Source organism: Bradyrhizobium sp. Mp19 (genome assembly GCF_029952935.1).
GTDB lineage: Bacteria > Pseudomonadota > Alphaproteobacteria > Rhizobiales > Xanthobacteraceae > Bradyrhizobium > Bradyrhizobium elkanii.
Genome location: NZ_JASAUT010000055.1, coordinates 1 through 26,953, shown reverse-complemented (window position 1 = coordinate 26,953; position 26,953 = coordinate 1). Strand labels below are relative to the sequence as shown.

General features: G+C 62.7%; 26 protein-coding genes. 14 read left to right on the top strand and 12 right to left on the bottom strand.

The window, feature by feature from the left end; translation table 11 throughout:
• Positions 1 to 73: 73 nt before the first annotated feature.
• The 9 genes from QJT82_RS36575 to QJT82_RS36535 are packed head-to-tail and all read left to right on the top strand — an operon-like array spanning position 74 to position 8,444.
• Entirely contained in the window at positions 74 to 370 is a 297-nt protein-coding gene (locus tag QJT82_RS36575; RefSeq protein WP_028343945.1) for a TrbC/VirB2 family protein, read from the top strand.
• Positions 370 to 627: a VirB3 family type IV secretion system protein gene (locus QJT82_RS36570; protein WP_028343946.1), complete on the top strand. Its 258-nt coding sequence runs from the start codon at positions 370 to 372 to the stop codon at positions 625 to 627. Before QJT82_RS36575 ends, QJT82_RS36570 begins: the two co-directional genes overlap by 1 nt.
• The gene (gene trbE / locus QJT82_RS36565) at positions 621 to 3,206 is read left to right on the top strand and encodes a conjugal transfer protein TrbE (protein ID WP_259245203.1); all 2,586 of its coding nucleotides are present in this window, start codon (positions 621 to 623) and stop codon (positions 3,204 to 3,206) included. Before QJT82_RS36570 ends, trbE begins: the two co-directional genes overlap by 7 nt.
• Positions 3,207 to 3,232: 26 nt before the next feature.
• Entirely contained in the window at positions 3,233 to 3,985 is a 753-nt protein-coding gene (gene trbJ, locus QJT82_RS36560) for a P-type conjugative transfer protein TrbJ (protein ID WP_051448110.1), read from the top strand.
• 9 nt (positions 3,986 to 3,994) lie between these two features.
• Positions 3,995 to 5,152, top strand: a complete 1,158-nt coding sequence (trbL, locus tag QJT82_RS36555) for a P-type conjugative transfer protein TrbL (protein ID WP_028343948.1) — start codon at positions 3,995 to 3,997, stop codon at positions 5,150 to 5,152.
• 3 nt (positions 5,153 to 5,155) lie between these two features.
• On the top strand, positions 5,156 to 5,860 hold the full coding sequence (trbF, locus tag QJT82_RS36550; RefSeq protein WP_028343949.1) for a conjugal transfer protein TrbF: 705 nt from the start codon (positions 5,156 to 5,158) through the stop codon (positions 5,858 to 5,860).
• The gene (trbG, locus tag QJT82_RS36545) at positions 5,857 to 6,882 is read left to right on the top strand and encodes a P-type conjugative transfer protein TrbG (protein ID WP_028343950.1); all 1,026 of its coding nucleotides are present in this window, start codon (positions 5,857 to 5,859) and stop codon (positions 6,880 to 6,882) included. Before trbF ends, trbG begins: the two co-directional genes overlap by 4 nt.
• Positions 6,879 to 8,168 carry a TrbI/VirB10 family protein gene (locus tag QJT82_RS36540; RefSeq protein ID WP_028343951.1) on the top strand — a complete coding sequence of 430 codons (1,290 nt, stop codon included), beginning with the start codon at positions 6,879 to 6,881 and terminating at the stop codon, positions 8,166 to 8,168. The genes trbG and QJT82_RS36540 overlap by 4 nt, the downstream gene beginning before the upstream one ends.
• 3 nt (positions 8,169 to 8,171) lie before the next feature.
• Positions 8,172 to 8,444: a DUF2274 domain-containing protein gene (locus QJT82_RS36535; protein WP_051003395.1), complete on the top strand. Its 273-nt coding sequence runs from the start codon at positions 8,172 to 8,174 to the stop codon at positions 8,442 to 8,444.
• A 191-nt stretch (positions 8,445 to 8,635) separates the two neighbouring features.
• On the opposite strand, the gene groL is transcribed toward QJT82_RS36535, so the two are convergent.
• Positions 8,636 to 10,276: a chaperonin GroEL gene (gene groL, locus QJT82_RS36530; protein WP_259244160.1), complete on the bottom strand. Its 1,641-nt coding sequence runs from the start codon at positions 10,274 to 10,276 to the stop codon at positions 8,636 to 8,638.
• 90 nt (positions 10,277 to 10,366) lie between these two features.
• Positions 10,367 to 10,681: a co-chaperone GroES gene (locus QJT82_RS36525; protein WP_028344525.1), complete on the bottom strand. Its 315-nt coding sequence runs from the start codon at positions 10,679 to 10,681 to the stop codon at positions 10,367 to 10,369.
• Positions 10,682 to 10,972: 291 nt separating this feature from the next.
• On the opposite strand from QJT82_RS36525, the gene QJT82_RS36520 reads away from it, so the two are divergent.
• Both QJT82_RS36520 and QJT82_RS36515 read left to right on the top strand, forming a co-directional pair.
• A complete protein-coding gene (locus QJT82_RS36520; protein WP_028344526.1) occupies positions 10,973 to 11,269 on the top strand; it encodes a hypothetical protein in 297 nt (98 codons plus the stop codon).
• Between the two features lie 468 nt (positions 11,270 to 11,737).
• Entirely contained in the window at positions 11,738 to 13,336 is a 1,599-nt protein-coding gene (locus tag QJT82_RS36515) for an FAD-binding oxidoreductase (RefSeq protein ID WP_028344527.1), read from the top strand.
• Between the two features lie 348 nt (positions 13,337 to 13,684).
• On the opposite strand, the gene QJT82_RS36510 is transcribed toward QJT82_RS36515, so the two are convergent.
• Entirely contained in the window at positions 13,685 to 14,782 is a 1,098-nt protein-coding gene (locus QJT82_RS36510) for a site-specific integrase (protein ID WP_028344528.1), read from the bottom strand.
• Between the two features lie 150 nt (positions 14,783 to 14,932).
• Between QJT82_RS36510 and dusA the strand changes: the two genes are divergently transcribed.
• Positions 14,933 to 15,928, top strand: a complete 996-nt coding sequence (gene dusA / locus QJT82_RS36505) for a tRNA dihydrouridine(20/20a) synthase DusA (protein ID WP_080687019.1) — start codon at positions 14,933 to 14,935, stop codon at positions 15,926 to 15,928.
• A gap of 69 nt (positions 15,929 to 15,997) precedes the next feature.
• Here dusA and QJT82_RS36500 read toward each other — a convergent pair whose 3' ends face one another.
• The 5 genes from QJT82_RS36500 to QJT82_RS36480 form a co-directional block, all read right to left on the bottom strand.
• Positions 15,998 to 16,915, bottom strand: coding sequence for a LysR family transcriptional regulator (locus QJT82_RS36500; protein ID WP_245288935.1), 918 nt, complete (start codon positions 16,913 to 16,915; stop codon positions 15,998 to 16,000).
• A gap of 162 nt (positions 16,916 to 17,077) precedes the next feature.
• A complete protein-coding gene (locus tag QJT82_RS36495; RefSeq protein WP_028344531.1) occupies positions 17,078 to 18,256 on the bottom strand; it encodes a muconate/chloromuconate family cycloisomerase in 1,179 nt (392 codons plus the stop codon).
• Positions 18,257 to 18,324: 68 nt separating this feature from the next.
• Positions 18,325 to 19,194, bottom strand: a complete 870-nt coding sequence (locus QJT82_RS36490; RefSeq protein WP_028344532.1) for an intradiol ring-cleavage dioxygenase — start codon at positions 19,192 to 19,194, stop codon at positions 18,325 to 18,327.
• Between the two features lie 71 nt (positions 19,195 to 19,265).
• Positions 19,266 to 19,790: a flavin reductase family protein gene (locus tag QJT82_RS36485; RefSeq protein WP_028344533.1), complete on the bottom strand. Its 525-nt coding sequence runs from the start codon at positions 19,788 to 19,790 to the stop codon at positions 19,266 to 19,268.
• The gene (locus QJT82_RS36480; RefSeq protein ID WP_245288936.1) at positions 19,787 to 20,416 is read right to left on the bottom strand and encodes an FAD synthetase; all 630 of its coding nucleotides are present in this window, start codon (positions 20,414 to 20,416) and stop codon (positions 19,787 to 19,789) included. Before QJT82_RS36480 ends, QJT82_RS36485 begins: the two co-directional genes overlap by 4 nt.
• Positions 20,417 to 20,688: 272 nt before the next feature.
• On the opposite strand from QJT82_RS36480, the gene QJT82_RS36475 reads away from it, so the two are divergent.
• Complete coding sequence (locus QJT82_RS36475) at positions 20,689 to 22,266, top strand: 4-hydroxyphenylacetate 3-hydroxylase N-terminal domain-containing protein (protein ID WP_028344535.1); 1,578 nt, start codon at positions 20,689 to 20,691, stop codon at positions 22,264 to 22,266.
• 98 nt (positions 22,267 to 22,364) lie between these two features.
• Positions 22,365 to 22,655 carry a muconolactone Delta-isomerase gene (gene catC / locus QJT82_RS36470; RefSeq protein ID WP_026192617.1) on the top strand — a complete coding sequence of 97 codons (291 nt, stop codon included), beginning with the start codon at positions 22,365 to 22,367 and terminating at the stop codon, positions 22,653 to 22,655.
• A gap of 46 nt (positions 22,656 to 22,701) precedes the next feature.
• On the opposite strand, the gene QJT82_RS36465 is transcribed toward catC, so the two are convergent.
• The 4 genes from QJT82_RS36465 to QJT82_RS36450 all read right to left on the bottom strand — a co-directional run bounded on the left by QJT82_RS36465 (position 22,702) and on the right by QJT82_RS36450 (position 26,764).
• A complete protein-coding gene (locus tag QJT82_RS36465) occupies positions 22,702 to 23,685 on the bottom strand; it encodes a cysteine synthase A (protein ID WP_028344536.1) in 984 nt (327 codons plus the stop codon).
• A 395-nt stretch (positions 23,686 to 24,080) separates the two neighbouring features.
• Positions 24,081 to 24,671, bottom strand: a complete 591-nt coding sequence (locus QJT82_RS36460) for a TIGR02281 family clan AA aspartic protease (RefSeq protein WP_028344537.1) — start codon at positions 24,669 to 24,671, stop codon at positions 24,081 to 24,083.
• A 25-nt stretch (positions 24,672 to 24,696) separates the two neighbouring features.
• Positions 24,697 to 24,900, bottom strand: a complete 204-nt coding sequence (locus QJT82_RS36455; protein WP_026192618.1) for a DUF1289 domain-containing protein — start codon at positions 24,898 to 24,900, stop codon at positions 24,697 to 24,699.
• 256 nt (positions 24,901 to 25,156) lie between these two features.
• Positions 25,157 to 26,764 carry an ATP-binding protein gene (locus QJT82_RS36450; RefSeq protein ID WP_028344538.1) on the bottom strand — a complete coding sequence of 536 codons (1,608 nt, stop codon included), beginning with the start codon at positions 26,762 to 26,764 and terminating at the stop codon, positions 25,157 to 25,159.
• Between the last annotated feature and the right edge of the window lie 189 nt (positions 26,765 to 26,953).

The following is a 26,953-nucleotide window of genomic DNA, read 5'->3' as shown; positions in this document are numbered from 1 at the left end:
AGAATACGACATGTCTGGTTTGCCCCGTTCAACGGCGCATTTCTGCTTTCGCCGAATTTACAAGCGTTTCCTCATCGAGCTGGGAGGAGGCCTCGCGTGCATGCTCCTAACGGGCCCGGCTGCGCACGCCGCAGGCTCGGGCATGCCGTGGGAAGCGCCGCTCGAGCGCATCCTGGAGTCGGTGCAGGGACCGGTCGCGAAGATCGTAGCCGTCATCATCATCACGGTAACCGGGATTTCGCTTGCGTTCGGCGACACCTCGGGTGGCTTCCGCAAGATGGTCCAGGTCGTCTTTGGCCTCTCCATCGCTTTCGCGGCGAGCTCTTTCTTCCTGTCGTTCTTCTCATTCGGCGGCGGAGCGCTGATCTGATGCGTCCCGACGGCTTTGAACTCGTGCTCCATCGCTCGTTGACCGAGCCCATTCTGCTCGGCGGTGCGCCGCGCTCTGCGGCCATCCTGATCGGCACCCTGTCGGCCGTGCTGGCGCTCGGGCTGCGGCTCTGGCTCGCAGGCGTCGTGCTCTGGATCGTCGGGCACGCCATCGCGGTGTGGCTTGCCAGGCGCGATCCCGCCTTTGTCGAGGTCGCAATCCGTCACACCAAACACAAGGGCTGGCTCGCATGCTGAATTTGAGAGAATTCCGTCCTCATGCCTATCGTCTGGCCGACTGGTTGCCCTGGGCGTGCCTCGTTGCGCCTGGCGTGATCTTGAACAAGGACGGCAGCTTTCAGCGCACCATCCGCTACCGGGGCCCGGATCTCGACAGCGCGACCGAGGCCGAGCTCATGAGCGTGACCTCGCGGGTGAACAACGTCTTAAAGCGCTTTGGCTCGGGTTGGGCCCTGTTCTTCGACGCTACGCGGATTCCAGCGTCGGAGTACCCGCGCTCACGTTTTCCGGACGCGGTGTCGTGGCTTGTCGATGAGGAGCGGCGGGCCGCCTTCGAAAGCCTGTCCGAGGCCTCCTGGGACGATCCGTCGCGTCCGCGCGGACAGCATTTTGAGAGCGCGTTGCATCTCACCTTGATGTACCTGCCGCCGGCCGAGCGCGTGTCGCGGCTGGAGGGACTATTCCTCGAGCGTTCGCGAGACGAGCAGGGCCCGGGACGGTCACGCCGTCAGCGGCATGCGCAGCATGCTTCCGAGGCTGATCCAAAAAGCGGCCGGCCGGACGATCCAGTCGCCACGTCGGCTCGTGAGACTGACCAGCCCCTGCCGTCGCGGGAGCACAGCTATCGTGATCATCTCGAGCGCTTTGTCCAGGAAACGGACCGGGCGATTGATCTTCTGTCTTCGGTCCTGCCCGAGATCTGGCCGTTCGATGACGAGGAGACACTGACCTACCTGCATAGTTGCATCTCGACCAAGCGACACCCGGTCGCCGTGCCCGAGATTCCAGCCTATCTCGATTGCTTCCTGAGCGACGAGCCGTTGACTGGTGGATTGTCGCCGGCGATCGGCCGAAGCCATCTTCGTGCGCTGACCGTGCTCGGCTTCCCGCACGTGACCTTTCCCGGATTGCTGGATGAGCTGAACCGGCTTAGCGTTGCCTATCGCTGGGCCACCCGATTTTTGCCGCTCGACCGCACGCAGGCGCATTCCTCGCTGTCGCGGTATCGCCGCCAATGGTTTGCCAAGCGCAAATCGCTGGGAGCAATCGTGAAGGAGGTCATGTTCAACGAGCAGGCGGCGCTCGTGGACACGGACGCCAGCAACAAGGCTGCCGACGCGGACACTGCGCTGACGGAGCTCGGCGATGATCTCGTCGCGTTCGGTTACATCACGACGACCGTCACTGTCAGCGACGAGGACGCGCGCGTCGCCGACGACAAGATCCGGCTCGTCGAACGCGTGATCAACAGCCGGGGTTTCACCACGATCCGGGAAAGCGTCAATGCGGTCGAGGCGTGGCTTGGCAGTCTGCCAGGACAAGCCTATGCGAATATCCGCCAACCCATCGTGCACACGCTCAATCTGGCGCATATGTGCCCGTTGTCGGCGGTGTGGGCTGGCCCAGCGCGATGCGAGCATCTCGATGGACCGCCGCTTCTGATCGCGAAGACCAAGGGCGCAACCCCCTTCCGGCTTTCACTGCACGCCGGTGACGTTGGGCATTGCATCGTTGTTGGGCCGACCGGCGCCGGCAAGTCTGTGCTGCTCTCGATGCTGGCCCTGCAGTTCCGGCGCTACCCGAATGCCCAGCTGATCACATTCGACAAGGGCCGCTCCGCGCGTGCGACAACGCTTGCGCTGTCGGGCGCGTGGTACGAGCTCGGCGCCAAGGGTGGCATCGCGTTCCAGCCCCTGAAGGATGTTGCGGAGGAGGGGGCGCGGCTTTGGGCGCTCGACTGGCTTTGCGGCGTCCTTGCCCACGAGCGGGTGAGCGTGACGCCGGAGGTCAAGGAAACCATCTGGTCGGCACTCAAGAGCCTGGGTACGGCGCCGGTGTCCCAGCGCACGATGACCGGGCTCGTGGCCTTGCTCACCCGAGACGCCCTGCGTCAGGCGCTCCAACCCTACACGCTGGAGGGACCTTACGGCCGCTTCCTCGATGCGGACGCCGACCGGCTTTCGAGCGCCGACGTCCTAACCTTCGAGATGGAGGAGTTGATGGCGCTGCCGGGGCTTGTCGCCCCCGTGCTCACCTATCTGTTCCACACTCTGGAGTCGCGTTTCGATGGGCGGCCGACCCTGCTGGTGCTCGACGAGGCCTGGGTGTTCCTCGACGACCCGCTGTTTTCGAGCCGGATTCGCGAATGGCTGAAGACGTTACGCAAGAGGAACGTGGCGGTGGTCTTTGCCACGCAGTCGCTTGCCGATATTGCGGACAGCGAAATCGCGCCCGCGATCATCGAGTCTTGTCCGAGCCGCATATTCCTGCCCAATCCCCGGGCCCTTGAGCCGACCCAGACCGAGACCTATCGGCGCTTCGGCCTGAACGACACGCAAGTGCGTCTGATCGCCGAAGCCTTTCCCAAGCGCGACTACTATCTGCAGTCTCGTGCCGGCAACCGCCTGTTCGAACTTGGCCTTGGACCGGTGGCGCTTGCGCTCGTCGGGGCATCCTCGCCGGACGATCAGCGCATCATTGACGATGTCCTGGCCCGTTCGGGGCCCCACCATTTTGCCGAACGCTATTTCGCTGAACGCGATCTGCACTGGGCGGCCAACCTGATCAGCACCTTTGAACAGGCCCACAAGGCCTGACCCGATCTCAATCTCCGGAGTCTTCCATGCTCGAATGTGTCGGCCTCTTGGGCGCGCGTACAACTACAAGAATTATCGTCACGGTAGCGCTATCTGTCGTCGTCGCTGTGAATGGATCGCGGCGGGTCGGGGCGTTCGACATCGTGTTCGACCCCTCGAACTACAGCCAGAATCTTCTGACTGCCGCTCGCGCGCTCGAGCAGATCAATAACCAGGTCAGAAGCCTCGAAAATCAGGCTCAGTCGCTTCTCAATCAGGCAAAGCATCTGGCAAGCCTCCCGACCAGTGTCGTCGGCCAGCTCACTTCGACCATAGGTCAGATGAACAGCCTCATTGCACAGGCAAAAGGCATCTCGTTCGACGTTCAAAAGACCCAGCAGGATTTTGCGCAGCTCTATCCTCAGCAGTATGGCGCCGCCACCTCCTCGGACAGGATGGTCCAGGATGCAACCGCACGCTGGAATAACAGCTATGAGGGGCTCAAGCAGGCGCTCACAATCCAGTCGGCCATCGTCAGCAACCTGGATCAGGACGGCCAGACGCTTCGCACACTTATGGCGAGTTCGTCAGCCGCGGCCGGCTCCTTGCAGGCCCAGCAGTCCGGCAACGAGCTGCTGGCTTTGCAGATCAAGCAGGCATTGCAGACGCAGGCGCTGCTGGCAACTCAAGCCCGCGCCGACACGTTGAGGGCGGCTGAGGAGCGCGCGTCGGCGGCGGCCGCCCAGGAGCGCTTTATCCGCTTCATCGGCGATGGCCATGCCTACGCCGGCGGCAGATAGGAGGGGGCCATGGCTGATCTCTCCGTCATCGATCGCTTCACCGAGACGTTTTCGCGCTACATCGATTCTGGCTTTGGTCTTCTGTCAGGCGAAGTCTCGTTCCTGAGTTCGACACTCGTCGTCATCGACCTCACGCTTGCCGGGCTTGCCTGGAGCGTGCGGTCCGACGACCAGATCCTGGTGACGCTTGCCAAGAAGATCCTCTACGTCGGTGCATTCGCCTTCATCATCGGCAACTTCAAGAGCCTTGCCGACATCATCTTCAACTCGTTTTCTGGCATCGGCCTGAAGGCGTCCGGCGGCACATTGAGCCCGGCTGATCTGGCCCGGCCGGGTTTTGTTGCCGCCGCTGGGTTCACTGCGGCGCATCCGCTTCTCGAGGAGGCGAGCCAGTTCTCGGGCTTCGATGTGCTGACGAACCTGCCGACGATCGTGATCCTCTTGTTCTGCTGGATCGTGATCGTACTCGCGTTCTTCGTGCTGTCGATCCAGCTGTTCGTGACCCTGATCGAGTTCAAGCTCACGACACTCGCGAGCTTCATCCTGGTGCCGTTCGCGCTCTGGGGCAAGACGGCCTTTCTTGCCGAAAAGACGCTCGGCAATGTCGTTGCCTCAGGCGTCAAGGTGATGGTGCTGGCGATTATCGTCGGCATCGGCTCGACTATCTTCGGTCAACTCGCGAGCACTTTGACACGGCCGGTCGATATTGCGTCGGCCATGAGCTTGCTACTTGCGGCGCTCGCTCTGTTTGGGCTTGGAATCTTCGGTCCGGGCATTGCTGCGGGTCTCGTGTCCGGTGCACCTCAACTGGGGGCCGGGTCGGCGGCGGGTACGGTGGCCGGTGCTGCTGCTGTCGCAATCGGAGGCGGAGCGGTCGCCATGGGCGGCCTTCGCATGGCCGCCGGCGGATCGATGACGGCGGTCCGTTCCGCGGCGTCGCTGAGTGCAGCATCGTCGATTGGCGACGGTGCGGCCCGCGCGGCCGCGGCCGAGCAGCCGGCAGGCGGAGGCGTTGGACGAGCGGGCGGAGCCGCGGCCGCCAGCCCTTCGCGCGCAACTGCGACCCCCGCCCGACACGCCAGGGAAGCCGCACAGATTACTGCCCATACCCTGAAGGAAGGGGACAAGGGCGGTCATTCCTCGGGTCCCAAGCTTGGGGAGGACTGAGATATGGCCGGTCATCCATTTCAACGCGTTTCGGTTCGGTACGGAGAAACGCCCGAGCCCGTGACGCCTTACCAGAAAGCGGGACAGGTCTGGGACGAGCGGCTGGGGTCCGCGCGAGTTCAGGCGAGTAATTGGCGGCTCGCTGCGCTGGGTGTCACTGCAGTGAGCGTTGTTCTCGGCTTGACCCTGCTTGCCGTGATCGGCCGTTCAGGGATCGTCCCCTATGTGGTCGAGGTCGACCGGTTGGGTGAGGTCCGCGCAGTTGGACCTGCGCTGGAGGCGTATCAGCCGTCGGATGCGCAGATCGCGCACTTCCTGGCGCGGTTCATCGAAAACGTGCGTTCGTTGTCGATCGATCCCGTGATCGTCCGCAGCAACTGGCTACGGGCCTACGACTTCGTCACCGATCGGGGCGCGCAAGTTCTGAACGACTACGCGCGCGAAACCGATCCGTTCGCGAAAATCGGGTCCAGGACGGTCACCGCGGAGGTGACCTCGGTGGTGCGTGCGTCCCACGACAGCTTCGAAATCCGCTGGAAGGAGAATTCTTTCGAGAACGGCTCGATTGCCAAGACCGAGCGGTTCACGGGTCTCGTAACCACGGTTCTCAAGCCGCCGGTGGACGCCGAGACGCTGCGAAAGAACCCGCTCGGCCTCTACGTCCATTCCCTCAACTGGTCGCGCGACCTCATCGGAGATGCGAAATGAATTCTACCGCCCCCGCCAAGCTTGCGTCGGCCAGCATCCTGACCCTGTCGCTCGTGCTCGGAGGATGCGCCACAAAGCTCAACCTCGAAGCGCCCTATGACGAGATGACATTCGAGCAGGCTCTCCCCGAGGCGGATCCGCCGAAGCCCGTCGAGATTGTTGAAAGGCCCAAGGTCTTGCCTCTGCCTGGCCAACTCAAGCCTTATCCAAAGAAGGGCGGCAAGGAAGAACAGCTGCCACCGGAGCAGGCGATCGCCAAGGCGAACAAGGCCGCGCGGATGGAGCCGACCCGGGCGGGCTACATCAATGCGATCCAGGTCTATCCATGGACCGAAGGAGCCCTCTATCGGCTCTATGCGAGCCCCGAGAAGGTCTCAACCATCGCGCTTCAGGCCGGCGAGGAATTGATCGATGTCTCGACAGGCGACACGGTTCGCTGGGTGGTCGGCGATACCTCGAGCGGTCAGGGTAGCAACCGGCGTGTCCATATCCTCGTCAAACCGACGCTGCCGGACATCCAGACCAATCTGGTGGTCCTGACCGACCGGCGCGCCTACCACCTCGAGTTGGTCTCAACCAAGCAGACCTACATGGCTTCGATCTCCTGGACGTACCCGACGGATACGCTGGTTGCACTTCACAAGCAGAATGCGATCGCCCAGGCAAACGAGGAGCGGGTCGCCGATCGCGGCGTGCGGCTCGATAGCCTGAACTTCCGCTACCGTATCGAAGGCGATGACCCACCATGGCGACCAGTGCGTGCGTTCGATGACGGCCGCAAGGTCTATATCCAGATGCCATCCGGCCTGTCGCAGGGCGAGGCGCCGCCCCTGTTCGTCGCGGGCGCCGATGGCCGTCCGAATCTGGTCAACTATCGCGTCAGGGGCTCCTACTACATCGTCGACCGCATGTTTGGCGCCGCCGAGCTCCGTCTCGGCGAGGATCCCCAGCGCATCGTCCGGATCATCCGCATCGATGCGCGGCCGGTGTCGCAGGCCGTCAGCAGTGGGAGCGCCTCATGACGAGTGGGGTGGATCGGGAGCCGCCGGAGCCTCTGGAGCTGCGGGCACGGCCGCGGTCCATCCGGCGGTTGAACAGGCGCGCGCTCATGATCGGCTGCGCTATCACTGCACTGTTCATCGCCGGAGCGACGATAGTTGCGCTCCAGCCGCTGCGGCCTTTGAAGCACGCCGACCGCGCAGAGCTCTTCAACACCGACCGGAAGCAAACGGCGGACGGCCTGAACAAGCTGCCGAGGTCCTACGAGGAACTTCCGCCGTCAACGCCACGGCTTGGACCGCCATCCCCGGGCGATATTGGACGAGCTTTTGCCGAGAACGAAAAGAAAGTCGGCATCGCGCCATCATTGGATCCAGCCTTCCGCAGCAACCCGGAAGAGGACGCAGAAAGGGCGGAGCGCATCCGGCAGGTGCGCATCGCGCAGCAGGCGAGGGAATCGGGCTTGTTCTTCCGACTGTCGGAAAAGCAGGACAAGCGAAAGCAGGCCGGTGTCACGGACGTGGCAGCCAGCCAGCCGTCCCCGTTTCGGCCGCCGGCGGCCGATTCCGGGCCGTCCGCAGCGGAACTTGCGAAAACCGCGCGGGCAATGGTCGATCGATCGGACGAGATCGTACCCTCGTCGCAGGCACGAAAGCTCGCCTTTGTGGGAGCGAAGGCCGACACCGAGACCACCAATCCGCACGCGGTCGTCGCCGCGCCCTCCAGCTATGCCGTGATGGCTGGGTCGATTATTCCAGCGAGCCTGGTGACGGGGCTGAATTCGGACCTGCCGGGAGCGACGATCGCTCAGGTCACGGAGAACGTCTATGACACGGTAACGGGCGAGCATCTGCTGATCCCACAAGGGACGCGGCTCGTGGGCAAGTACGACAGCGTCGTCGCCTTTGGCCAGAAGCGGGCACTGGTCGTCTGGACGCGACTGATCTTGCCGAACGGAAATTCGATCGTGATCGAGAACCTTCCGGCCACGGATGTTGCCGGCTATGCCGGGCTCGAGGATGAGGTGGATTTCCATACCTGGCAACTGCTCAAGGGCGTGGCTTTGGCGACGCTGATCGGGGTGGGTACACAGCTCTCGATCGGAAATGACGAGAGCGATCTCGTGAAGGCGTTGCGGGAAAGCACGCAGCAGACAACCAATCGTGCGGGCCAGCGCCTGGTGGAGCGCCAGCTCGACGTGCAGCCGACAATCACGGTCCGACCGGGATGGCCGCTACGGGTGATTGTTTCTAAGGATCTGGTGCTGAAGCCGTACGAGGACGTTCAGACGGTCGCGAAGGGCAGGTGAAATATGAAGCTTGCGAAACTGCCTGATCGAACACCCGTGAGGATGAATCTTGTATTGGCGCCGAGCTTAGCGAAGCGGCTGCGGGAGTATGCTGATTTTTATGCGGAGACTTACGGCAGCAAGGAGGAGGTTGCCGAACTGATCCCGTTCATGTTGGAGGCATTTCTCGATAGTGACGCGGATTACAAATCGAGGCAAAAGGATGACAAACGTAAAAAATCGAGCCGACTGGACTGCTTGCAGGGCTTGCGTGAACCGGCGAACGACTCGGCCTGAGGGTTTAGGTCGTCCTTGCGAGAGTAGTCAGAGCTGAGGCTCCGCCGGAGCCCGCGTCTCCGCTTGATTCAACCCCTGCTGATGGGTCACCTCCGCGCAGCTGTTGTAGTCGAGTCGGACCCGTAGCTAACGCGGAAAGGCCCGGCAGCGATGCCGGGCCTTTTTTTCTCTTGAGCGCTGAACGGTTGGGCTCAGAAGTCCATGCCACCCATCCCGCCGCCTGGGGGCATCGCGGGACCGCCGGCGTTCTTCTTCGGCAGTTCGGCGACCATCGCTTCCGTGGTGATCAGGAGCGCGGCAACCGAGGCAGCGTTCTGGATCGCGGTACGGACGACCTTGGTCGGGTCGATGATGCCCTTGCTGACGAGATTGACGTACTCACCGGTCTGACTGTCGAAGCCGAACGCGTACTGATCCTTCTCCAGGATCTTGCCGACGATGACGGAACCATCCTCGCCCGCGTTGATCGCGATCTGGCGAGCCGGAGCCGACAGCGCCTTGCGCACGATCTCGACGCCGGTCTTCTGGTCGTCGTTCTTGGTGCGGATGCCCTTGAGATGTTCGGAGGCCCGGAGCAGGGCGACGCCGCCGCCCGGCAGGATGCCTTCCTCGACAGCCGCGCGGGTCGCGTGCATCGCGTCATCAACGCGATCCTTGCGCTCCTTCACCTCGACCTCGGTCGCGCCGCCGACGCGGATCACCGCGACGCCGCCTGCGAGCTTGGCGAGACGCTCCTGCAGCTTCTCACGGTCGTAGTCCGAGGTGGTCTCCTCGATCTGCGCCTTGATCTGGGCAACGCGAGCGTCGATGTCGGCCTTCTTGCCGGCGCCGTTGACGATCGTGGTGTTCTCCTTGTCGATCATCACCTTCTTGGCGCGACCGAGCATCTGCAGCGTGACGTTCTCGAGCTTGATACCGAGGTCTTCCGAGATGGCCTGGCCGCCGGTCAGGATCGCGATGTCCTGCAGCATGGCCTTGCGGCGATCGCCGAAGCCCGGAGCCTTGACGGCCGCGACCTTCAGGCCGCCACGCAGGCGGTTGACGACGAGGGTGGCGAGGGCTTCACCTTCGACGTCTTCGGCGACGATGACCAGCGGCTTGCCGGTCTGCACCACGGCCTCGAGCAGCGGCAGCAGCTCGTTCAGCGAGGAGAGCTTCTTCTCGTATATCAAGATGTAGGCGTCGTCCATCTCAGCGCGCATCTTGTCGGCGTTGGTGACGAAGTAGGGCGAGATGTAACCGCGGTCGAACTGCATGCCCTCGACGACGTCGAGCTCGGTCTCGAGCGACTTGGCTTCCTCGACCGTGATCACGCCCTCGTTGCCGACCTTCTTCATGGCGTCGGCGAGGAACTTGCCGATCTCGGCATCGCCGTTGGCCGAAATGGTGCCGACCTGGGCGATCTCCTCGTTCGAAGTGACCTTCTTCGAGTTCTTCTGGAGGTCCGCAACGACGGCTTCGACCGCGAGGTCGATACCGCGCTTCAGATCCATCGGGTTCATGCCGGCGGCGACCGATTTAGCGCCTTCACGGACGATCGCGGCAGCCAGCACGGTCGCGGTGGTGGTGCCGTCGCCGGCAGCATCCGCCGCCTTCGACGCCACTTCGCGCACCATCTGGGCGCCCATGTTCTCGAACTTGTCCTCAAGCTCGATCTCCTTAGCGACGGCAACGCCGTCCTTGGTGATGCGGGGCGCGCCGAACGACTTCTCGAGGACGACGTTGCGGCCCTTCGGGCCGAGGGTGACCTTCACCGCATTGGCAAGGATGTCCACGCCGCGTAGCATGCGATCGCGGGCATCGACACCTAGTTTGACCTCTTTAGCTGACATGTTTGTCCTCCCTGAATTGAAATTCGTCTCTCACCTGCGAGGCAGCATCGGCAGGCGCTCCTCAGAGGTGAGCGTTTGCGGCGGTCAGCGTTAGGCCGCCTTCCTGGAGCCGGCCACGTTGGTGAGAACGCCCATGACGTCGCTCTCCTTCATGATCAGAAGCTCCTGGCCGTCGATCTTGACCTCGGTGCCGGACCACTTGCTGAACAGGACCCGGTCGCCTACCTTGAGGTCAATCGGGATCAGCTTGCCAGCTTCGTCGCGACCACCGGGACCGACGGCGATCACTTCCCCCTGGGAGGGCTTTTCCTTGGCAGTATCCGGAATGATGACGCCGCCAGCGGTCTTCTCTTCGGCGTCGATGCGCTTGACCACGACGCGGTCGTGAAGCGGACGGAATTTCATGCGATCCTCCTTGGCTTTTTGATTATTGCTGGGTTGGCAGTCGCAATGAGCGAGTGCTCACCGGTCCTCACATAAGTCCGTGACACTCCGGCGCAAGGGGACCCACGTCGCCTGTTGGTCTTGGTGTCGAACCGCGCCCCTCACTTTGACTACGGCTGTTCGCGGGAGATCGGACGTGGTTGCGGGCATACCAAATCGACGCGAGTGACCCGACGCGGAAGTCGGTCCTAGTACAACGCCGGCTCAATATGCTTTGATGCGCGGGTTAGGACTGAGATAGATGGGTGGCTGATGTACATGTTCATTCGAAAGTACACCAACGTTCGCTCGGTTGCTGACGCTGCTCGCCGCGCCAAAAGTGGCATCGGTCAGATCCTAAGGGAATCGCACGGATTCAGATCCTATTACGTATTGGATGGGGGCGATGGCGTCGGTGTAGCTGTGATGATATTCGAGGACCGCGAAAGCGCCAATGCCGCGAACGATAAAGTTCTGGATTTCGTTCAAGCAAGCCTGCATGACCTTAATCTTGGAGACCCTGAAATCATTGCCGGGGAAATTTTGGTGAAAATAGAATCTGATGCGTAAGTCTTCCGCGCGTCGGTTGTCGCGGGAGGATCGTGCGCGGCGGTGCTGACGGACAATGTATCCGATTGCATCATCGCGGCTGCGTTGGCCGCATCCCAATCCGCTAACGAGATCGAGGTCGCTTTCGGAGACCAAATACGTATCTCCCGAACCAGACGGGGTATTCCATTGGTCTGTGCAGTCTATCGCAATTCAGCATGCCAAGCTCTCTCAAGGTGTCGCACGACGTCCACCCGCGCGGAAGGCGGACTGACATGTGGTCGCACCCCATGCGGGTAAGACTGAGTCGGGTGCGGTGGCCGCTGCGGCGCCGTTTGCTGAAGGAACTGTCCCGCCGCCGCCGTCTTTCATACTCCTTCTCGAAAGCGTATTGTTTCGATCAAACGAGCTCACTCTGCAGCGCGGTCGTTCAGAGTATCTTGTTCTTCGATTCAAGAAGCTCTCAGCAACGAAACGCGGGGAACGCTCATGACCGGCGCAAGGCTGAAACATTACGGCTGGGGACGGGAAGGCGAAGGCATGAGCGCGGAAGAGCGGGCGTTTGTCCTCGGCCGCTACCATGCCAAGTTTGGCGCCCGCGAATTCGACACGGTAACTGTTCCCGGCCTTGAAGAGCTATCCTTGCGGGAGCCGCGCGTGGTGCTGCCAGCTTCGCTCACGCCGTTCTGCACGACCGAACGCTACGACCGCGCCGCGCACACTTACGGCAAGTCCTATCCAGATTACGTCAGGGCCATGCTCGGCGATTACGGTTGCGCGCCCGATATCGTGGCCTATCCACGCAACGAGACGGAGATATCGGCTGTCATGGACTGGGCGGGGTCCGTCGGTGCTTCGCTGACGCCGTTCGGGGGCGGATCCAGCGTGTGCGGTGGCGTCGAGCCGCTGGCCGATGGCATCAAGCACAAGGCGGCCGTCACGTTAGACCTGCGCAATCTCTCCAAGGTCGTCGAAGTCGATCCGGTCTCGCGCGCCGCATTGATCGACGCCGGCACCTATGGGCCATCGCTGGAAAACCAGCTCAAGCCGCACGGCGTCACGCTGCGGCATTTTCCGCAGAGCTTTGAGTATTCGACCTTGGGCGGTTGGATCGCGACACGATCGGGCGGCCACTTCGCCAGTCTCTACACCCATATCGACGATTTCGTTGAAAGCCTGCGTGTCGTGACGCCGGTTGGCGTCGTGGAGACGCGCCGGCTTCCCGGCTCGGGCGCGGGGCCGAGCCCCGACCGCATGTTCATTGGCTCGGAAGGAATCTTAGGCGTGATCTCGCGCGCATGGATGCGATTGCAGCCGCGTCCAAAATTCCGCGCCGGCACATCGGTTCGCTTTCCCACTTTCTTCGATGCCGCGCGCTCGGTGCGTGCGGTGGCACAAGCCGGCCTCTATCCCTCCAATTGCCGCATCCTGGATCCGCAGGAGGCGTTCAACACCGGTGCGTCCGACGGCAGCTCCGCCATCATGGTGCTTGCATTCGAATCGGGCGATCATTCCCTGGACGCCTGGTTCAAGCGTGCGCTCGAATGCTGCGCCGACCACCGCGGGACACCGGAGCCCGCAGAGGCCGGCGACGCGCATCTCGAAGGCGCGGCAGGCATCTGGCGCAACGCGTTCATTCGCATGCCCTATGCGCGCGAATTCTTGGCGCCCGTTGCTATCATCAACGATACGTTCGAGACCGCCATCACCTGGGATCGGTTCGAAAGCTTTCACGATCAGGTCAAGGCGGGAACAGAACAGGCGATTCTGCAAGCGACCGGAGTGAAGGGTGAAGTTACCTGTCGCTTCACCCACGTCTACCCGGACGGGCCAGCGTCCTACTTCTCCTTCCACGCACGCGGTCGGCACGGTGCGCTGCTCGCGCAGTGGAAGGCCATCAAAGACGCGGCGAGCGACGTGCTAATCGCGGCAGGCGGCACCATCACGCATCACCATGCCGTCGGCCGCGATCACCGACCCTGGTACGACCGGCAGCGGCCACAGCTTTTTGCCGCCGCGTTGCGGGCCGCCAAGCGCGAACTGGATCCCCACGGCATGCTCAACCCGGGTGTCCTGATCGATCCTTAGGCGGGTGCCGTTGACGCGGGTGTGGTGACCTCAGGATCTACTTGGACGAGAGAGTTGGAAGGCAATTTTGATCGCCGTGCTAGGCGTGGATATTTTCGCCGAAGCGTGGCTCAAACGCTCGGTCCGTGGTTCGCTAAGGCCCGCAGTCTGTCGGCCTCACGCTGGCGCGTAGTCAGCGCCACGACTGCGCCAGTTGTGGCGAGGACCTGAATCGTGGCGACCCATCAGGAGTCGTTTGCGCGGGTCGGTTTCATCGGCAAGGAGATATCCGCATTGCATTGCTTGGCGCCTATAGCGGACATACCAGCCAGTCGGATTGATGTCCGCCTTCAGAGGCGAGCACACATCCTAGCTCGCAACCAGCGTAGCCATGAATTGATCTATTGAGGGCTGCGCAGCCTTTTGCATTTTATGCAGGTCTTCAGGTTTGAGATTCGTATAACGCCGGAGCATGCGCCAGTCCTTGTGGCCGGTCACCATAGCGACTTGCTGGATTGAAAATCCGGCTTCAAACAGTCGGCTCGTCCCTTCATGGCGGAGGTCGTGAAAGCACAGATCATCGATATCGATTGCCTTGCACGACCTGTGGAAGGCGGCACCAACCGATTTTGAATGGTGAGGAAATACTCGCCCAACGCCGCGCGTGACGATCCGTTGCTCAAGAACGAGTTGCCATGCGTCATACCCCGTCGAATTGAGTAACGGGACTTTCTGATGGTTTCCGTCCTTTCGTCGCGGATCCTTGCGGTCCCGAATAGTGACTGTTCGCTTCGTTAGATCGACGTCAGACCACTCTATCCGGCTAATCTCGGCTTGGCGCATTGCAGTCGCTATTGCGAAGCGAATAATTCGACCGAGCGGTAGAAATTGTTGAGGGTTAGACTCCGCATACCCGATCAATCGATCCAATTCGTCCTGCGTAGGGCGACGATCACGCTCGTTCGATTTTCCCACGAGATTGAGGTGTTTGAGCGCAGCTTTGGCCAGCTGAACGTTCTCAACGGAGACGTCGATGCCATGGACCGCCGCAGCGTGGAGGAGGATCGCTCGAATAAACGAGAAGTCGATCGCAAGAGTGGCTGGTCCAGCGCCTTGCGAGGCTCGCTTCCGTCCAAATTCGATCAATCTCTCACGGCTTAGGTCTCTCAGGTTAACGCGTCCAAGAGAAGTTTTGAGCGCCTTAAGCACCATCGACTTCGATCGTCGAACCGGCTTGCCAACCTGGGCAAGATCGTCGAGGTGCAATGCGATCAAGTCGGAAAAGATGCGCGGTTGCTCGCCAAACTTGGAACGTCGGACCGCGGTTCCCCGATCGATGGAACGCTCGGCTTCGATTGCCCACTCTTCAGCGTCGCGTCGCCTAATGAACGTATTTGCGATGTACTGGCGTTTTCTCCTGACCTGGACCCGCCAGCTTCCAGACCCCAGCTTCGTATAAGTCGGCATTTGCGTGTGCACTCCGTCCGTATTTCGTGTGCTCTACGTGTGCACCGCGAGGTCAAATGCGGTACAAACCAGCGCAAATTTGGCTAGTTTGGAGTGCACACAGAGGGGGTATGTTCCTCTTCTAGTCCTTTGAGAGTGTAGGATAACTTCTTGAATAATCAAGATTATCGGTTTTGTACCGCGCCCATGATGGACTGGACCGATCGGCATTGCCGGGTCTTCCATCGGCTGATGTCGCGGCGGGCGCGGCTTTATACGGAGATGCTGACGACCGGCGCCATCATCCATGGCGATCGGGCGCGGCTGCTCGGCTTCGACGCCAGCGAGCATCCGGTGGCGCTGCAGCTCGGCGGTTCCGATCCGCGCGATCTGGCGACCGCCGCAGAGATCGGCGAGCAGTTCGGCTACGACGAGGTTAATCTCAATGTCGGCTGTCCCTCCGATCGGGTGAAGGATGGCCGCTTCGGCGCTTGCCTGATGGCCGAACCCGCGCTGGTCGCCGAAGGCGTTGCGGCGATGAAGCGTGCGGTGCGAATTCCCGTGACGGTGAAATGTCGGATCGGCATCGACGACCAGGATCCGGAAGTCGCGCTCGACACGCTGGCCCGCGGCGTGATTGCCGCGGGCGCGGATGCGCTTGTCGTGCACGCGCGCAAGGCCTGGCTCAACGGATTGTCTCCGAAGGAGAACCGCGACATCCCGCCGCTCGACTACGATCGGGTCTATCGCCTCAAGGCGGCGTTGCCGCAGGTGCCCATCATCATCAACGGCGGCATCACCAGCCTCGCCGAGGCAAAGCGGCATCTGGCGCATGTCGATGGCGTGATGCTGGGGCGGGCGGCCTATCAGGAGCCATGGCGGCTGCTCACCGTCGATTCCGAGCTGTTCGGCGAGACGCCGCCGCACGCCACGATGAAGGACGTGTTCGCGGCGATGCTGCCCTATATCGAGCGGCAACTGGCCGAGGGCACCCGGCTGCATTCGATCACGCGCCATTTCGTCGGCGCTTTCCATGGCGTCCCCGGTGCGCGTGCGTTCCGCAGGTATCTCGCGGAGAACGGCGTTCGGCCGGGGGCTGACATCGACGTGCTGCGCGAGGCGATCGCACGCGTTGACGATCGCGCGCCGGCGGCGGTCGCGGCCTGAGGGCTCTAGATTCCTTGTCTTGACGCGTTTTCTTCACGCGAACCGGTATCCACTTCGCTCGAAAACGCTCTAATGCTTGCGCTGACGCCGCGTGACGTCTTGTGCGACCTTCAGGAAATTGAACAGATGCGGCATCCGGTTGTCGCGCCGGTAGTTCAGCGACAGCGCAGTGCCCGGATTGTGTCCCTCATAGGCGCGGTAGGCGACGCCGGGCCGCTCCGCCTCCGAGACCGATTTCGGCACCAGCGCGATGCCGACGCCGACCGACACCAGGCTGATTGCGGTCTGGTAGTCCTGCGCCAGCACCTGCGATTTCGGAATGAAACCTTCCTCGAGGCAGATATTGAGGATGTGGTCGGCGAAGCTCGGGCGCGGCTTGCGTGGGTAGAGGACGAACGTCTCGGCCTTCAGCGCCGCCAGCCGCGGGACCTTTTGATCGAGCAAGGGCGAAGTGTCTGAGAGCGCGAGGATCAGCGGCTCCTGCAGCAACGGCTCCGACTTCAGCTCCTCGTCGTCGAGCGAGGGTCGGGCGATGGCGATATCGATCTCGCGCTGGATCACCGCGCGCTTCTGCTCGGCGTTGTTCATCGCCGACAGCGCGAGCTCGACGTCAGGATAGGCCGAACGAAACGCCTGGATCACGCTCGGCAGCACGCCATAGGTCGCCGATCCGACGAAGGCGACGCGCAGGTGACCGGAAAAGCCTTCGCCGATCCGCTTGATCTCGCGGTGTGTCCGGTCGAGCCGCTCCAGGACGTCGCGCGCCCGCTCCAGCAGAACGCTGCCGGCCTGGGTCAGCCGGATCTGGCTGCGGCTCCGGTCGATCAGCGTGACGCCGAGATCGCTCTCGAGTTGCGCGATTTGCCGGCTGAGCGGCGGCTGCGCGATCGCAAGCCGCGACGCGGCACGGCCGAAATGCAATTCCTCGGCGACGGCGACGAAATAGACCAGCCGCCTGAGATCCATGACATCGTCGCGATCGGTCACGGCTAGCCGAACGCTTGTTCGCGCGCTTCCAAGGAAGCCGCGGAAAAATCCTGCCGGGTTCGATATCGCGTGGTCATCAGCGCACGATCGAGATGGTTCCAGCACGAAGACTGGGCGTGGGTCCCTGGATTGTCAATTGCCCGCGGGAACGACGCCATCCGGCTAGTCCTTCCGGGCAAAGGTGCGGATCTTGTCCTCGTCGACCTCTACGCCGAGACCGGGGCCATCAGGGACACAGATCTCGAACTCGTCGAATCTGATCGGGTTGACGACCAGATCCTCCACGAGGATTCGCGGACCGAAATGTTCGGTGCCCCATTCGAGCCTGGGCAGGGTGGCGAAGGCGGCGAGATGCGCCGCTGCGCCGATGCTGCTCTCCAACAGGCAGCCGCCATAGAGCTCGAGCCCGTGCGCGGCCGCGACCGCAGCGGCGCGCTTCATCTCGAACAGGCCGCCGCTCTTCACGAGCTTCAGCGAGTAGACGCTGCCGCAGCCCATCGCGCCTGCGCGCGCGATGTCCTCCTTGGTGAAAGCCGCTTCGTCCACCAGCAACGGAATCGAGGTGCGGGCCGCGACACGCGCCATTGCTTCCAGTTGCAACGCCGACACCGGTTGTTCGATCAGGGCAACATCCAGCTCCTCCAGCGCGGGCATGAAACGGATGCATTCGGCCTCGGTCCAGCCCTGGTTGACATCGACGATCAGGCGCACCTCGTCGCCGAGGCCGTCGCGCAATGCTTGCAACCGCTTCAGATCGGCCTGCGGCCGGTTGAAGCCGAACTTGATCTTGAACTGGCGGTGTTCGCGGCGCCGCAGCTTCTCTTTCGCTTCTTCCACCTCCTGGCCGCTGTCGCCCGAGGCCAGCGCCCAGATCACCTCCATGCGTTCGCGCACGGCGCCGCCGAGCAGCGCGCTGGCGGGCAGGCCCAGCGTCTTGCCGGCGGCGTCGAGCAGGGCGGACTCGATCGCGCCCTTGGCGGCGAAATTGCGGGTGGCGGCCTTGCTCATGCGCAAGGCATTGGCTTCGAAGGCGAGGGCAGGCTGTCCGAGCAGCGCCGGCGCCAGATAATTCGTGACCGCGGCCTTGATCGATTCCACGCTCTCCTCGGCCCAGCGCGGCCCGCCGAGCGTCGAGGCTTCGCCGATACCCGTCACGCCGTTATCGAGCAGGACGCGCACCAGCACGTAACCCTGATGCGTGACTTCCGTGTTCGAGAGCTTGTGCCGGCGGCGGGTCGGCGCCTCCACGATGGTCGCGCGGATACTGCGGATCGCAGTGTCCTTTGCGTGAGCCTGCACTCGCTCCACGGGCTCGGCGATTTCGATCACGGCACGACTCATATGTCCTCGCAGGTCAGTTTAGAATGAGCCCTGCCAGGCTGGTGGAGCCTGGCAGGACGTAACGGGCATTATTCGGCGGCGACGAGCCGTTCGACGGCGGCTTTCTTGAGCTTGAAGTCGAAGCTGAGAACCAGATCGGTGTCGGCGCCGGCGGGGGCCTTGGCGAACTTGCCGATCAGGCTCTGCTTCACGGCGAACACCGAGTCGTTGTCGAGATACTTGGTCTCGGAATCGTAGATCTGCGAGATCAGCGATTGATAGCCGTCCTTCGAAAGCATGAAGTGGATGTGGCCCGGACGCCAGGGATGGTGGCCCATATACTTCAGCAGCTCGCCGCCGGCGCCGTCATAGGGGATCGGGTAGGGCTCGGGGCGGAGCGCCACGAAGGCATATTCGCCGTTGGCGTCGGTCGTGAAGCGTCCGCGAAGATTGTAGGCCGGCTGTTCCGGATCCTGCAGGTCGTAGAGGCCGTTCGGCGCGTCTTCCCAGACGTCGATCGTGACGCCCTCGATCGGCCGCCCTGCCGTGTCGCTGATGCGCCCGCTGACTTTGACGGTCTGCGCGTTGTCGAACGTCTTCTTGATGATGGAGGCGCCCTTGGCCAGCACCGGCGGATTCTCCCTATAGAACGGCCCCAGCACGGTGGATTCGCTCTCGCCGTCGGTGACCCGGTGATCGAGCATGTCGACCAGCACCTCGACGCCGAGAATGTCGGCGATCAGGATGAACTCGTTGCGCTTCTCGTCCGAGATGTCGCCGGCGCGGCGCAGGAATTCGCACGCGGCGAACCACTCTGCGAAAGTCAGGTCGACCTCCTTGCAGAAGTCGTGCATGTGGCGGATCAGGCTCGTCATGATCTGACGGTTGCGATCCGGAATGTCCTTCGAGAGCGCGGCGATCACGTGGTCGGTGATGGTGTCCTTGTTGACGTTCAGCATGGTCGTTTCCTCCTTTTCTTGCAGTTTGCTCAAACTTGCATCCCCGTTTTCGGGAATATCGGTCGCTGGTCTCACCAGACAAATTCGTAAGCGGCATTCTCCAGCGTCGTGGGCGCAGGGTGCGGATCGGCAAGGCCGCCGAAGCGGCCGCGGAAGAACAGCAGCGGCTTCTTGCTGGGCTCCAGCGACATCTCGCGGACGTGGCCGAGGAAGATCGTGTGGTCTCCGGCGACGATCTCATCGGCGAGATCGGTCACGAAATATGCCGCCGCGTCAGCGATCACAGGCAGGTCGTTGCGGCGTTCGAAGACGTCGCAGAGGTCGAGCCTTGGCTTGCCGGCGAAATGCCAGGCGAAATCCTCCATGCCCTCGGCAAGGATGCTGACCGCAAAGCGGCCGGTCTTCTGGATGTTGCCGAGCATCTTCGCGCTTTTCGCGATCGAGATCGCGACCAGCGGCGGATCGAGCGAGACCGACATGAAGGCGTTGGCCGTCATGCCGTGATCGCGGCCCTCGCAATGCGTCGTGATGATGGTGACGCCGGTGCCGAACTGGCCACAGGCATTGCGCAACTCTCGCGGATCGATGGCGGTCATCGGCTTGCGACCTCAAGTTGGGCCAAACCGGATCGGTCGGCCGGTGGTGCGGTCACCATATCCCGCCAGTTTTCCAGCGTCGCCGCGGCGGCGGCAAGGCCGGATCGTCGCAAGGCGCGGATCCGGCTGCTGGAGACGATCTCGCCATTGCCACAGCGCACCGGCGGCAGGATGCGCGTGTTGAAGTGCTGCCGCAGCAGCAGGGCGGTGCCGCCCTTGCAGGACCCGAAGCGGAAATCCTCGCCGACCATCACCTCACGCGGTTGCAGCTTATGCAACTCGGCGAGGAAATCGAGCGCGGTGCGCCGGACGTAGATCTGGTTGAAATCGGCGACGACGACGTGGTCAGGCGCGAATGTTGCGATGCGCTCGAGCTTTTCGCGAAGCGAAATCAGCGGCTCGGCCTGGCCGAAATACACCTTTGGCGGCGGATCGAAGGTGTAGACCACGGCTGGAATGCCGCGGCGCCGCGCTGCCGCGATGGTCTGCCGCAGCAGTTCCTGATGGCCGCGGTGAACGCCGTCAAATGCACCGATGGTCACGACGCAGGCGTCGAGGGCCAATTCCCCATCGCGATGGAAAGCGACAGCAGCGCTGTCAAAACCCGTGCCTAAACCCGTGGCCATGGCTCGCTCCGGTTTCGCTCCCTTGCCGTGCTGCGCATGGCTGCGTCAGCTGCGGCGTGCGCCGGCCGAACGATCCTTGCCATCCGGTCCGTGCCATCGAGTCATAGCCCGAGCCGGGCCAGTCCGCGCGGTATGGTGTGATACCTTTCGCCCGCTCCGGGTGAGCGCGTAGCGTTTCCTCCGATGTCACGCCGTCCAAGAGCGTGACGAGATGGTCTTGGGGCCGGCGTGACAACGCCGCCGGTCCAACGACACAAGCGGAGGAGAAACCCATGACTACTGCAGCAGCCCTGCGGGCCGACGTGCCTGCGCCAACCACCAGCGTCTATACCGGTGCGGAATTCCTGGACAGCATCCAGGACGGCCGGGAAATCTACATCTACGGCGAGCGCGTCAAGAACGTCACCCAGCATCCCGCCTTCCGCAATTCGGCGCGGATGGTGGCGCGCTGGTACGACCGCTTCCATGAGAAGAAGGATCAGATCGGCGTCCTGACCGACACCGGCTCGGGACAGCTGACCCATCCGTTCTTCCTCGGCTCGAAAACGGCCGACGACCTCGTCAAGGGCCGCGATGCGATCGCCGAATTGCAGAAGGTTGCTTTCGGCTGGATGGGCCGCTCGCCGGACTACAAGGCGTCGTTCCTCGGCACGCTGGGGGCGAATTCGAGCTTCTATGGCGACTACGCCGGCAATGCGAAAAAGTGGTATGCCCGGACCCAGGAACGTCTGGATTTCTGGAATCATGCCATCGTCAATCCGCCGATCGATCGCGACCGCGCCATCGAGGAGGTGGGCGACGTCTTCATGCATGTCGAGAAGGAGACCGACGCCGGCCTGATCGTTTCGGGCGCAAAGGTGGTGGCGACCGGCTCGGCGCTGACGCACTACAATTTCATCGCGCATTACGGCATTCCGATCAAGGACAAGTCGTTCGCGCTGATCTTTACGGCGCCGATGGATGCCAAGGGCATCAAGCTGATCGCCCGCTCGTCCTACGAATTCACCGCGGCCGCGACCGGCTCGCCGTTCGACTATCCGCTGTCCAGCCGCTTCGATGAGAACGACTCGATTCTTGTGTTCGACAAGGTGCTGGTGCCCTGGGAGAATGTCTTCATCTATGGCGACGTCGACAAGATCAACCAGTTCTTCCCGGCATCGGGCTTCATCCCGCGGTTCACGCTGCATGGCGTGACACGGCTTGCCGTCAAGCTCGACTTCATCGCCGGCCTGTTCTCGATGGCCGTCGAGGCGACCGGGTCGAAGGATTTTCGCGGCGTGCAGACGGCGGTGGGCGAGGTGATCGCCTGGCGCAATCTGTTCCACGGCATTGCCGATGCGATGGTGAAGTCGCCGATCGCCTGGCAGGGGACCGATGGCTACAATCTGCCGAACCTGAACTACGGGCTGGCCTATCGCGTGTTCGCGCCGATGGCCTATCCGCGGATCAAGGAATTGATCGAGCGTCATGTCGCGAGCGGCCTGATCTATCTGCCGTCGAGTTCGGCCGATCTGGAGAGCGAGGCGATCCGGCCCTATCTCGACCGCTTCGTGCGCGGCTCCAACGGCTATGCCGCGATCGACCGGATCAAGCTGCTGAAGCTGCTCTGGGACGCGGTCGGCTCCGAGTTCGGCGGCCGGCATGAGCTCTACGAGCGCAACTATGCAGGCAATTACGAGAACCTGCGCGTCGAGACGCTGATGGCCGCGAGTGCCACCGGCGACCTCGGCGCCATGCAGGATTTCGTCCGCAATTGCATGAGCGACTACGACGTCTCCGGTTGGACGGCGAAGGACCTCGTCAACCCCGACGACATCAACCTCGTCAGCCGCGGTCTGGTGCAAGGCTGACGACAAGGCTGACGATCTGATAGACCGATCAATGGAGCCGCCGCGATCTTGCGGCGGCTCCACGCCGTTTCACCCCATTGCTGAGAGAGTTCATCATCATGCTGTTCCACGTCGAAATGGATGTGCGGATTCCGCACGATCTCCCGGTCGAGAAGGTCGACGCGCTGAAGGCGGCGGAACGGGTCCGCGCCATGGAATTGCAGCGCACGGGGGCCTGGCGTCATCTGTGGCGGGTGGCGGGGCGCTACGCCAATGTCAGCATCTTCGACGTGTCTGGCGCGCAGGAATTGCACGACATCCTGTCCAGCCTGCCGCTGTTTCCGTTCATGGAGATCCAGGTCACGCCGCTGTGCCGGCACCCGTCGTCGATCCACGACGACGACCGGTAGCATCGGGTTGATGCCTCCGGAGCGATTGCGTCGGTTTGGCTCCCGTTCAGATCATCCAGGGCGGGAGCGGGAGATTCTTCTTGCGGAGGAAATCCGGATTGAAGAGTTTGGACTGGTAGCGCTGGCCACCGTCCGCAAGGATGGTGACGATGGTCTTGCCTGGACCGAGGTCGCGTGCAAGCCGCATCGCTCCCACGATGTTGATCGCGCTCGAGCCACCCAGAACCAACCCCTCATGCGCGACCAGGTCGAACAGGACGGGTAGTGCCTCCTCATCAGTGATCTGGTATGCCATGTCGATCGGCGTGCCCTCGAGGTTCTTCGTCACACGGACCTGGCCGATGCCTTCCGTAATCGACTCACCCTCTGTCGTCAGCTCGCCCTTTGTGAACCAGTTGTAGAGGGCGGCGCCCATCGGGTCGCTGAGCGCAATCTTCACGCCGGGGTTTCGCTCCTTGAGGGCGAGCGCGATGCCACCCAACGTCCCGCCGCTGCCGACGGCGCAGGTGAAGCCATCGATCTTTCCATCCGTCTGTTGCCAGATCTCGGGGCCGGTCGTGCGATAGTGGCCGTCGCGGTTGGCGACGTTGTCGAACTGGTTTGCCCAGAATGCGCCCAGTTCCTCGGCGAGGCGACCGGAATAGCGTGCATAGTGGTCCGGATGGGAAGATGGCACGGCGGGCATCAGGCGCAGATCGGCGCCGCACAGCCGCAGCATGTCTTTCTTTTCCTGACTTTGCGTATCGGGCATCACGATTACGGATCGATAACCGCGCGCATTGGCCACGAGCGCAATGCCGATGCCGACATTGCCGGCCGTGCCTTCCACGATGACACCGCCCGGCTTGAGCCGGCCGCGCTGCTCGGCGTCGTTGATGATGGCGAGGGCTGCACGATCCTTGATCGAGCCGCCCGGATTAAGAAATTCGGCCTTGCCGTAAATGTTGCAGCCCGTGCTCTCCGATGCCGCGCGCAGCCTGATCAACGGCGTGTTGCCGATGGAGTCCAGAAAACCGGATCGAACGTTCATGGTTGCCCCGCCTGGCCAAACAGTAGCTTGATGCTGTTTTCTCTTTATCTCGGAAATTTCCTTGCCGCGTGGCATGCAGGATCGGAAATTCTAGTCTCTGACCGTGTCGTCATCAGATACGTCGCGTGCCGACATGCCGGAGCAGATAGTGAAACTCAGTAGAGCCAGTTTTCGTGCACCGTACAATCTTCGTTTCGACAGTGCGACTGCAGATCACTCATGCGGTCGGTTCGTTGCGTCATCTCACTGCGGAAGTTGATCCGCATCGCACACGCATCGGACATCGAGCGGCCATCAGGTGTGATTTGTGGATCTGCGCCCCGGAGAGCCACGTGCTTGCGGAGGAGACGGTATCAAGCCGCTCCTGGCCTTCGTTGCGTGAGCGCTAGCGTAGCCTAGTCGACGGCCGTACGCGGACGCCGGTGGCGGCTTGAGGTGTTGATACTGCCGGTGACGTCGGGATAGCCGGTTAGGCTCAGCGTGTCGGCGCGGACGCCCCAGCTCTCGAGCCGGTCGAGGAAGCTCATGCCGAGCAGGTTGGTCTTCATCTGCCCGCGCTGCACCACCAGCGCCGGCACCGATTTCTCGACCAGCTTGCCGACCGCGAGCCGGTCGAGCGTCAGCCGCGCCGCCTTGGTGTGACCGCCGGCGGTCTCGAGGTCGACATTGTATTCGAGCATATCGATCGGCAGTCCGATCGCTTTCGCGGTTTCCCAGGTGAGCACGACCGAGGTCGCGCCGGTGTCGATCACCATCGGGGCGCTGACGCCGTTGATCTTGGCGCGGAACGCGAACTCGCCGCCCTGGCCGCGCGCAATCTGCACCGCGGGGGCGGAGCTGGAGGTCGAGGCTGAGGCGGTAATGCTGCGGCCGAAGATCTGGGTGAGATTTTCCCTGGCGCGGGCGATCTGCTCGGGGTCGCCATAGGCGACGACGGCGCCGGCGGTTGCCATCAGCAGCACGATGACGAGGAGGATACGGGTCACGGCGCAACCCCCGCCGCAACGCCGATCACGCGCGCTTCGGACGCGGCTCCATGCGCTCGAGCCCAGCCTCGGCCATGCGCGCCGGCAGCGTCGCCATCACCGACAGCCGCTCCGTGCGGTCCATCTTGTGCCAGCGCGCGATCTCCGGAAGCGTGCGGCCACAGCCGAAGCAGAGCTTCGTCCTGGGGTCCATCATGCAGACTGCGATACACGGCGTCTCTGAGCTCATTGTTCAAGTGTTGAACGGTTTCGGCGGCCGGTGCAAGCCGGCTGACGTGGGATGCTGCATCACGCCTCGGCTTTTTGTCGCGAGCATGGTTCTGGCGCGAACGTCTTGGGTTTATTGCCAAAGCGTTTTCGAGCGAAATGAAGACCGGTTCGCGTAAAGAAAACGCGTGAGAACCAAAATCTGGAGCCCCGTTCCGAATCCATCGGAACGGAAAGGGCTCCAGCGATAACCGCGTCACGATCTTCCGCGACATGCTCTACAATCCGGTGCCGGCACTCATGATCGACTTGCGGCGCACACGTTTCCGGTCGGCGCCCATCGTGGGCTCGGCGGGCTCCGGCGGCTGCATCGGCGGCGCTTCTTCCGCCATCGGCGCCAGCGCGCTCATCACCCGTTCCGGCGGCAAGGTCACGATCACCTCGGTGCCGATGCGCAGCTTCGACTTCAGCGTGAAGGTGCCGCCATGCATGTCGATCAGGCTTTTCGCGATCGGCAGGCCAAGGCCGGCGCCCTGTTCCGCCGACTTGATCGAGTTAGAGCCCTGGCCGAAGGAGGCCAGCACAACCGGGATCTCGTCCTCGGCGATGCCGCTTCCGGTGTCCTTGACGCTCAGATATTGCCCGCCCGACGCGGTCCAGCCGACCTTCAGCCAGATTTCGCCGCCCTGCGGCGTGAACTTGATCGAGTTGGAGAGCAGGTTGAGCACGACCTGTCGGATGGCGCGCTCGTCGCCCCAGATCCTGGGCATGCCGTGCTCGAACACCTCGTGGATGGTGATGCCGCGGCTGGAGGCGCGCAGCTTCAACAGGTGGTGGCAGTCGGCGACGACATGCACCAGCGCCACGGCCTCTTCATTCAGCTCGTAGCGACCGGCCTCGATCCGCGACAGATCGAGGATCTCGTTGATGAGATTGAGCAGATGCACGCCGGAATTATGGATGTCGGCGGAATATTCCTTGTACACGGGAACGGTATGCGCGCCGAAGATCTCGCTCTTCATCACCTCGGAGAAGCCAAGGATGGCGTTGAGCGGCGTGCGCAGTTCGTGGCTCATCTGGGCGAGGAAGCGCGACTTGGCGACGTTGGCGGATTCGGCACGGTGGCGCGCCTCGTCGGAGATCGCCTTGGCCTGCTCCAGTTCGCCGATCAGCGCATCCTTTTCGGCGCGGGCCTCCAGCGTCGCCAGCGTGGTCGAATGCAGGCGGTGCGCGAGCAGAGCAAAATAACCTTCGGCGGCAAGCGCGAGCAGCGCCAACACGTAATTGTCGAACGCGCCGTTGAGCACGAGGTCGAGCGCGATCCCGACCGTCACCGGAACAGTCGCCGCAAGGGCTGCGATCGGCAGGCTCGCGGCGAGCATGCTGGAGACCGCGATCACCAGCAGCATCAGGAACATCATCAGCGTGTTGGAGGCGAGATCGCGCCCGGCAGGGTGGATCAGGATCGCGGTCCAGCACAGGCCGTAGAGCAGGTCGAGCAGCACGAAGCGGGTCCGCCATTTGCGGGTGACCGCGACCGAGGTCGGTTCGGCGAGGAAGCGGGAACAGCTGCGGATGATGGCGAGATGGACGCAGAGGATGCCGACCGTCCAGGCGCCGGCCACGATCGGCTTCATCCAGAGGCCAAACAGCACGCCGGTTGCCACCACGAGCAGCATCACGACGTAGGACGCCGAGATCCGGGTCTGGGCGTATTGACGGAGCAGTTCGGCGTCGAACGCCGGGCGGGTTCCACTGGTTGACGTTAACCGATCCCGCGCCTCGCGCACCCGCTGCGCGGCGACGCGCCGGCTGTTCACCGGCACCGTCACCTGAGGTCCTGCCGGAAGCGCTACAACTTCAGGCTTTTCTGCGGGATTACTCATCAACAACACAAATCCTGCCCACGAACCGCGCGGGCTTTTTGCATTGTCTATCTGTGACGCTAATTCATTAAGCGTTACCTTAAAGAGCTAAAGAAAAGCGTAAACGGGGAGTTAGGGTCTGTACCTAAATAGCGCCACGTGATTCTCTTGCCTACGTGTTGATTCGGGGGCGAGAGAATGCGCGCTGGT